General features: G+C 75.7%; 6 protein-coding genes. 3 read left to right on the top strand and 3 right to left on the bottom strand.

Annotated elements, in window-relative coordinates; all coding sequences use genetic code 11:
• Positions 1 to 142: 142 nt before the first annotated feature.
• From VKA29_RS13570 to VKA29_RS13580, 3 genes are all read left to right on the top strand, one after another.
• Positions 143 to 1,414: a sensor histidine kinase gene (locus VKA29_RS13570; RefSeq protein WP_324785748.1), complete on the top strand. Its 1,272-nt coding sequence runs from the start codon at positions 143 to 145 to the stop codon at positions 1,412 to 1,414.
• Positions 1,378 to 2,046 carry a response regulator transcription factor gene (locus tag VKA29_RS13575; RefSeq protein WP_324785738.1) on the top strand — a complete coding sequence of 223 codons (669 nt, stop codon included), beginning with the start codon at positions 1,378 to 1,380 and terminating at the stop codon, positions 2,044 to 2,046. The genes VKA29_RS13570 and VKA29_RS13575 overlap by 37 nt, the downstream gene beginning before the upstream one ends.
• 88 nt (positions 2,047 to 2,134) lie before the next feature.
• Entirely contained in the window at positions 2,135 to 3,775 is a 1,641-nt protein-coding gene (locus tag VKA29_RS13580) for a PucR family transcriptional regulator (protein WP_324785739.1), read from the top strand.
• Here VKA29_RS13580 and VKA29_RS13585 read toward each other — a convergent pair.
• The 3 genes from VKA29_RS13585 to recN all read right to left on the bottom strand — a co-directional run bounded on the left by VKA29_RS13585 (position 3,772) and on the right by recN (position 7,707).
• A complete protein-coding gene (locus VKA29_RS13585) occupies positions 3,772 to 4,932 on the bottom strand; it encodes a glycosyltransferase family 4 protein (RefSeq protein WP_324785740.1) in 1,161 nt (386 codons plus the stop codon). The genes VKA29_RS13580 and VKA29_RS13585 overlap by 4 nt on opposite strands.
• 253 nt (positions 4,933 to 5,185) lie before the next feature.
• Entirely contained in the window at positions 5,186 to 5,941 is a 756-nt protein-coding gene (locus VKA29_RS13590; RefSeq protein ID WP_324785741.1) for a hypothetical protein, read from the bottom strand.
• Positions 5,942 to 5,964: 23 nt separating this feature from the next.
• Positions 5,965 to 7,707: a DNA repair protein RecN gene (gene recN, locus VKA29_RS13595; RefSeq protein WP_324785742.1), complete on the bottom strand. Its 1,743-nt coding sequence runs from the start codon at positions 7,705 to 7,707 to the stop codon at positions 5,965 to 5,967.
• Positions 7,708 to 8,002 lie beyond the last annotated feature (295 nt).

The raw sequence follows: 8,002 nt of genomic DNA on the forward strand, positions 1-8,002 counted from the left end.
ACCGCCCTCCTGGCGCAGTACGGCCGGAACGAGACCTGGGGTAGGGCCAGGCCTACCCCTGACACGGGCTCCGGCCCGATGGCCCCGGCCGACGCGGCCCCCTACGGTCATGCACATGCACCCTCGGAACGTGTGGCAGGCCATGTCCCGGCCGGGCTTCCTGCTGTCGGCCTGGCCCTGGCGCTCCGCCGCGTATCTGCTCACCGGCGCGGTGACCGGGGCCGTCACCCTGGTGGGGACGGTGACCGCGGCAGCGGTCTGCGGCGTGCTGACCCTGGTCCTGGTGGGGCTGCCCCTGCTCGTCGTGGTCGCCCTCGGCGGGATCCCGGTGGCCTGGGTGGAGCGGCTCAGGCTGCGCCTGATCGCCCGCGACCCGGTGTCCGGCCGGCACCAGGCGCCGGCCGCGCCCGGGCTGTGGGCCTGGCTGACCACCCGGCTGCGGGAACAGGCGACCTGGCGGGAGCTCGGGTACACGCTGCTGTTCGCCGGGCTGCTGTGGCCGGTCGACGCCCTGGCGATCACGGTCGCCCTGTTCTTCCCGCTGTCCATGGCCGCCACCCCGCTGCTGATGGCCACGATCGGCGACGGCCACGAGGCGAAGGTGCTCAAGCAGTGGACGGTCACCACCTGGCCGGCCGCTTTCGCCGTAGCCGTACTGGGTCTGCTCCTGACGGGCCTGGGCGCTTACGCGCTCGGCGTCGCGGCGGGCGCCCGTGCCGGGCTGACCCGGCTGCTGATCGCCTCCCGCGAGGGCGAGCTCGGCGCCCGGGTGGTCGAACTGGCCCGCTCCCGCGTCCGGTTGGTGGACGCCTTCGAGGCCGAGCGGCGCAGGATCGAGCGCGATCTGCACGACGGCGCCCAACAGCGCCTGGTGGCCCTGACGATGGCCCTCGGGCTGGCCCGCCTCGACGCCCCGCCCGGCCCGCTCGCCGACCAGCTCGCCAAGGCGCACGAGGAGGCGGGCAAGGCGCTCGCGGAACTGCGCGAGCTCATCCACGGCGTCCACCCCAAGGTCCTCACGGACTACGGCCTCCAGGCAGCGGTCGCCGACGCCGCCGACCGCTGCGTGGTACCCGTCGACGTCGACCTCGCACTGCCGGGCCGGCCGCCCCAGGCGGTCGAGTCCGCGGCGTACTTCGTGGTCTGCGAGGCGCTCGCCAACGTCGCGAGGCACAGCGGGGCCGGCCGCGCGCGGGTGAGCGGCGGTCATCGCGGCGGACGCCTGGTCCTGGAGGTGAGCGACGACGGCCGCGGCGGCGCTGACCCCTCGGCGGGCAGCGGCCTCACCGGTCTCGCGGACCGGGTGTCGGTCCTGGATGGCAGACTTGCCCTGACCAGTCCGCCGGGTGGACCGACTCTGTTGCGTGTGGAGTTTCCTTGCGAGTTGACCAGGGCGGCCGATCGCTCCGCGTAGTACTGGCCGAGGACAGCGTGCTGCTGCGGGAAGGGCTCGTCGGCCTGCTCGGCCGCTGCGGCCACCAGGTGGTGTCGGCCGTCGGGGACGCGCGGGCGCTGATCGCCGCGGTCGAGGAGCACGTCCCCGACATCGTGGTGACGGACGTACGCATGCCGCCCGGTTTCCAGGACGAGGGCCTGCACGCGGCTGTACGGCTGCGGGAGAAGCGCCCCGCTCTCCCGGTCCTGGTCCTCAGTCAGTACGTGCAACGGACGTACGCCGCCGAACTGCTGGATTCCGGCGACGGGTCGGGCGTCGGCTATCTGCTCAAGGACCGGGTCGGCCAGGTCGAGGAGTTCGTGGGAGCGCTGCGCAAGGTCGCGGACGGCGGGACGGTGGTCGACCCCGAGGTGGTGCGCCGGCTGCTGCGCCGCCGCCGCGATCCGCTGGAGCGGCTCACCCCGCGCGAACGCGAGGTGCTGGCACTGATCGCCGAGGGCAGGTCCAACGGCGCGATCGCCGAGGAGCTGGTGGTCTCCGAGGCCGCGGTCGGCAAGCACGTCGGCAACATCCTCGCCAAGCTGGACCTGCCTCCGACGGACCGGACCCACCGCAGGGTCCTGGCCGTCCTCACGTATCTGCGGGCCTGACCCGCGAGCGGGCCGGGCCGCCGTGCCCGGCTGACGCCGATGCGCCCGGGGATGCCCTCGGCGCACGTGCCCGGGTAGCGTCCGGCTCATGGACAGCGGCATGAACAGCGGATTCGACACCCAGGGCGCCGGGATCACCGTGCAGCGGGCGCTGGAGCTGCCCGGACTGCGCAGCGGGCTGCCCGAGGTCGTGGCGGGCGGCGACCGGCTGCAGCGGACGGTGCGGTGGGTGCACGCGGGCGAGGTGCCCAACATCGCCTCGCTGCTCAAGGGCGGCGAACTGCTGCTGACCACCGGGTACGGCCTGGGCACGCGCCCGGCGGAACAGCGCGCGTTCGTGCGCACCCTGGCCGAGCGCGGCATCGCCGCCCTGGTCGTCGAGCTCGGTCCGCGCTTCACGCGCCTGCCGGCCGCCCTCGTCGACACGGCGCGGACGGCCGGCCTCCCGCTCGTGCAGCTGCACCGCGAGGTGCCGTTCGTCACGGTCACCGAGGAGATCCACACCGAGATCGTCAACGGCCACTACGCGCTGCTGCAGCGGGCCGAGGAGGTGCACCGCCGGTGCACCGAGGCGCTGCTGGGCGGCGGTGGCGTGCCGCAGGTGCTGGGCATCCTGGCCGACTTCGGCGGCAACCCGGTCTTCCTGGAGACGACGGACGGCCAGCTCCTGTACGCGGCCGGCGCCGGGCCGGAAGGGGCGGATCCGCTCCAGGTGTGGGAAGGGCTGCGCAGCCAGCACAAGGACGCGCCGCCCGCCGGTTCCGTGCTCGTGGACGTGCCCGGCGGCGGCCCCGGCACCGGGTCGGTGCGGGCGCGGCTGGTCCTGCTGCCCGTACGGGCTCCGCTCGCCCCCGTCCACCGCATGGCGGCCGAACGGGCCGCGGGCATCCTCGCGGTGGTGCTGATGCAGGCCCGGCAGGAGGAGGAGCTGGCGGCGCGCGGGCGCGGCGACTTCCTGACCGATCTCGCCGAGGGCCGCATCACCGCTCAGGACGCGCCCGCGCAGGCCCGCGTGCTGGGCTTCAAGCCGGGCGACGGCCCGCTGCTGCCGGTCGTCATGCGGCTCGGCGACACCCTCTCCCCCGGAGGCGGCTGGGCGGTGCTGGCGCGCGCGGTCCTGGAGGAGCTGTCCTCGGTGGGGGTCCCGGTGCTGCTCGGTGTGCGGCCCGTCGAGGGCCGGGTGCTGGTGCTGCTGGGCCTGCGTTCGGAGCGGGAGCGGCCGGCGGTGGCGGACCGGGCGGCGGCGGCGCTGCGGGCCGGGGTGGAACGGGCCGGCATGCAGCGCCCGGGGACCCAGCCCCCGGTGGTGGTGGTCGGGGTGGCCGGCGGCTGGGCGGCGGCGTCGGCGGGGCTCAGGCACGCGGCCGAGACGGCGACCGCGGCGCAGGGGCTGTCGGACCGGCCCTGGTACGACGCCCGTCGCCTGGACATCGACCTGCTGCTGTGGCGGCTGCGCGACCATCCGGACCTGGCGGCCTTCGTGGACCGCGCGATCGGTCCGCTGCGCGATCACGACAGCCGTTCCCGGCCGCCGCTGCTGCCCACGCTGGAGACGTACCTGGCGCACGCGGGCCGCAAGGCGGAGACCGCCCGTGAGCTCCACCTCAACCGGCAGACGCTCTACAACCGCCTGGCCCGCATCGGCGAGTTGCTCGGCACCGACCTCGAGGACCCGCAGACGGTACTGGCGTTGAGCCTGGCGCTGCGGGCCCGCCGGCACGTCCCCTAACGCCTCTCCGGGGGCTGCCCGAGCGGCCAGATCTGGGTCAACTCGTCGTAGATGCTGAGCACTTGGGCCACCGTCTGGTCCTCGGTGGGCCAGCTGGCCGTCTGCCGGACGCCCCGCTCCGCGAGCAGTTCCCGGCGCTCGGGGTCGCCGAGGAGGCGTACGACGGTGTCGGCGAGGGCCGCGGCGTCCCCGTACGGGACGAGGTCGGCGGCGTCGCCGACGAGGTCGGGCACGCCGCCGACCTCGGTCGCGACCAGCGGCACGCGCGCGTGCAGGGCCTCCTGGGCGAGCACCGAGCGCGACTCCCACCGGCTGGTCAGCAGCGCGACGTCGGCCGCGGCGAGCAGTTCGGCGAGGTCGTCGCGGAGCCCGACGAGCCGGACGGGCAGCCGCTCGTCCTCGACCCGGCGTTGCAGGGCGGGACGCAGCGGGCCCTCGCCCGCGAGCACGACGAGCGGCACCGGGTCGAGGCGGCCCCACACGCGTGCGGCGTCCAGCAGGGTCTGATGGCCGCCGTGCCGGTCGAGGGAGCCGGCCGCCACCAGCAACGGCCGGTCGGTGGCGCCGAGTTCGGCCCGGAGTTTGGCGCGCTGCCGGTCCGGGTCGTCGGCTTCGGCGGCCGTGCGGGGCCGCGGGCCGGGCAGCGACACCGCGGCGAGCCGCGCGTCGCGCGCCCCGGTCCGGCGCGCCCGGTCCACGAGGTCCGAGCAGGTGCCGAGCACGACGGTCGCCGCTTTCGCGACCCGGCGCTCCAGCAGGCGCAGCAGATGGGCGCGCGCGCCGTCGGCGTAGGCCCGGGTGTGCCAGGTGACGACGAGCGGGGTGCGCCGGCCGCTGAGCGCGAGCGCGGCCCGGAAGGAGGCGTGCAGCCCGTGCGCGTGCACCACGTCGGCGTCCCGGCACGCCTCCCGCAGCGCGGCGACCGCGCCCGGGTCGCTGCTGCGCGGCACGTGCACGTGTACGGCACCGGTGCCCGTGAAGTCGTAGGCGTGATCGGCCTCGGCGGGGGCGCACACCGTGACCCGCAGGCCCCGGGCGACCAGCCCCGCGGCCAGCGAGCGCACGTGCGCGCTGCTGCCGGCGTTGCCGCCGCCCAGCACCTGCACGGAGCGCAGCGGCGACTGGCCGTGCGGCGAGTGGCTGCTCACGGGGGTCACGTGGCCGGGGCTCCTGGTTCGGCGTCGGGCGGTCACGAAGAACGTGTCGGGCGGTCACGAAGAACGTGTCGGGCGGTCACGAAGAACGTACAGAAGGATCGGACGGAGGGGTGTACCGCGCGGTTTCCTCCACGTATCCGTCAAGGATGCCAGCACGTACGGGTGTTCCGGGAACGCGGCGGGCCGGGTGACGGCGCGGCGCAAGAAGCACGTCACTCGTACGAGTGAAGGAGTGGACGGTTCCGGACAGGTGTCACGCGCCGAGCGCGCGTGCCGCCCCGCTCACCTTGTCACCGTACGCCGCCGCGGCGACGAGGGCCACGGCGTACGCGAGCAGTCCCGCGCGCCCGTTGCGGGCGACGGCGGCGGTTCCCAGGGCCGCGCCCAGCGCGTGCGCCCCGGTGTCGCCGAGCATGAGCCGCTCGCCGAGGTCGTCCGGCAGCACGGCCGCGGCGGCGCCCACCGCGGCGGCGGCCGACTGCGCCCCGGGGCCCTCCCGCAGGAGTCCCGGCGCCCCGAGGGCGATCACCGCCGCGGCCGCCCTGCCGGGCCGTACGTCCACCAGGTTGACGAAGTGCGCGGTCCCGGCGATCACGATCCCCGCGAGCACCTTGTCCGGAAACCGCTCCTTCAGCAGCGCCCCCGCGACCAGCCCGGCCGCGGAGATCCCGAACAACTTGACCGCCCCGCTGGTGACTTCGCCGTCGCGCAGCGCCGACAGATGCGCCCGCAGCCCGCGCCGGTGGTCGCCGGCCACGTCGTCCCAGGCCCCGCAGGCACCGGCGGCGAGCACCGCGAACCCGGCGGCGGGCCGCACCCGCCCCGCGGCGACGGCCGCCGCCAGGGCGGACGCGGGCCCTGCGTACAGCCCGACGGTCCGCCCGGCGTAGTTCTCGCGCTCCCAAAGTCCTCTTCCGCCGGGCGACTTGGCACGCAGACCCGCGATGCCGGCGCGGGTCAGGACGGCGGCGAGACAGCAGGAGGAAGCCCAGCGAGCGCGGTCGGTCATCCGGTCACCCTACGCGGCGGCCCCTACCCGTCCGCCCGGGCGGTGGCCAGCAGCTCCTCGGCGTGTGCCCGCGCCGTCTGCGAGTCCTCCTGGCCGGCCAGCATCCGCGACAACTCCCGGATGCGCTCCTCCCCTTCGAGGACCTTCACCCCGGAGCGGGTGACCGACCCGTCCTGGGTCTTCTCCACCAGCAGCTGCCGGTCGGCGAAGGCGGCCACCTGCGGCAGGTGCGTGACGACCACCACCTGCGCGGTCTTCGCCAGCCGCGCCAGCCGCCGGCCGATCTCGACGGCGGCCTTCCCGCCGACGCCGGCGTCGACCTCGTCGAAGAGGTAGGTCGGAACCGGGTCCGTCCCGGCGAAGACGACCTCGACGGCGAGCATCACGCGGGAGAGCTCACCGCCGGACGCGCCCTTGGCGATGGGCCGCGGCGGCGCCCCCGGGTGCGGGGCGAGCAGCAGTTCGACCTCGTCGACGCCGGACGGCCCCCAGGCGACCGTGCGCCCGCCGACCTCCACGCCCTCCGGGTCCTCGGTCTGCCGGATGTCGAACGACACCCGCGCGTGGGGCATCGCGAGCGAGGCCAGCTCCGCGGTCACCGCGGCCGCGAACCGCTCCGCCGCCTCCGCCCGGGCGTCCGACAACGCCTGTGCCAGCCCGCCCAGTTCGGCCCGCAGCACGTCCCGCTCGGCGGTCAGCTCACCGATCCGCTCGTCGTCGCCCTCCAGCTCGGTCAGCCGCGCGGCGCCGCGCTCCGCCCACGCCAGGACGGCGGCCAGGTCCGCCCCGTACTTCCGGGTCAGCCCGGTGAGCGCGGCCCGCCGCTCCTCGACGGCCGCCAGGCGCAGCGGATCGGCGTCCAGGTCGTCGGCGTACCCGGCCAGCTCCCCGGCCACGTCGCCCAGCAGGATGCCGATCTCCCCGATCCGGCCGGCGAGCGCGGCCAGCGCCGGATCGTGCGAGCGGACGGCGTCCAGCGCCCGCTGCGCACCCGCGACGAGCGTCGTGGCGTCGATGCCCTCGGGGTCCTCCGGGTTGCCGGCGAGGGCGGCGTGCGCGACCGTCGCGGCGGACGACAGCGCCTCCGCGTGCCCGAGCCGCTCCGCCTCCTCCGCCAGCTCCACGTCCTCACCGGCGCGTGGCTCGACCCCGGCGATCTCGTCGAGCCCGTAGCGCAGCATGTCCGCTTCCTGGGCCCGCTCACGCGCACGCGTGGTGATCTCGTCGAGCTCCGTGGAGACGGCCCGCAGCCGCCGGTAGGCCTCGGTGTACTCGGCCAGCGGCACGGCGACGGCGTCCCCGGCGTACCGGTCGAGCGCCTGCCGCTGCCGGGACAGCTTCAGCAGGCCCTGCTGGTCGGTCTGCCCGTGCACGGCCACGAGCTCGTCGGCCAGCTCCGCGAGCATGCCCACCGGCACGCTGCGCCCGCCGAGGTGCGCGCGCGAGCGCCCCTCGGCGGAGACGGTACGGCTGATCAGCAGCGCGCCGTCGTCCAGCTCGGCCCCGGCCTCCTCGGCCCGCACCACGGCCGCGGCGCCCTCGGGGACGGCGATCCGCCCCTCCACGACCGCCTTCCCGGCGCCGATCCGCACCAGCGCCGGGTCCGCACGCCCGCCCAGCAGCAGGCCGAGACTGGTGACCACCATGGTCTTGCCCGCGCCCGTCTCACCGGTGACGGCCGTGAAGCCGGGCGACAGCTCGACGACCGCGTCGTCGATGACTCCGAGCGACCGTATCCGCATCTCCTCAAGCACGCACCCGACCATACGAGGTTTCCCGCGCGGTGTGCGACGCCGCCCCGCCCATCCGGCGTCCAGCGGGCCGTGACCCACCGAAGGTTTCACTCAGCGAACAGGCGTTCCCGTCCAAGGGGCGGTCGGGCAGCGCCCCCGAAGGGGCGCGGGGAACCTCGCACCCGGCCACCACGGCGCCGCGGCCGACCGCCGGCAGAACCCGGGGCGCAGCACGGCATCCGGCGGAGCGCCCTAGGGTCTGTCGTCAAATGATCTTTGGTCGGGGATCATGGTCGGGTGATACGTCGCCATGAACTGTCGGATGCCG

The organism is Streptomyces sp. H51, from assembly GCF_035656535.1.
GTDB lineage: Bacteria > Actinomycetota > Actinomycetes > Streptomycetales > Streptomycetaceae > Streptomyces.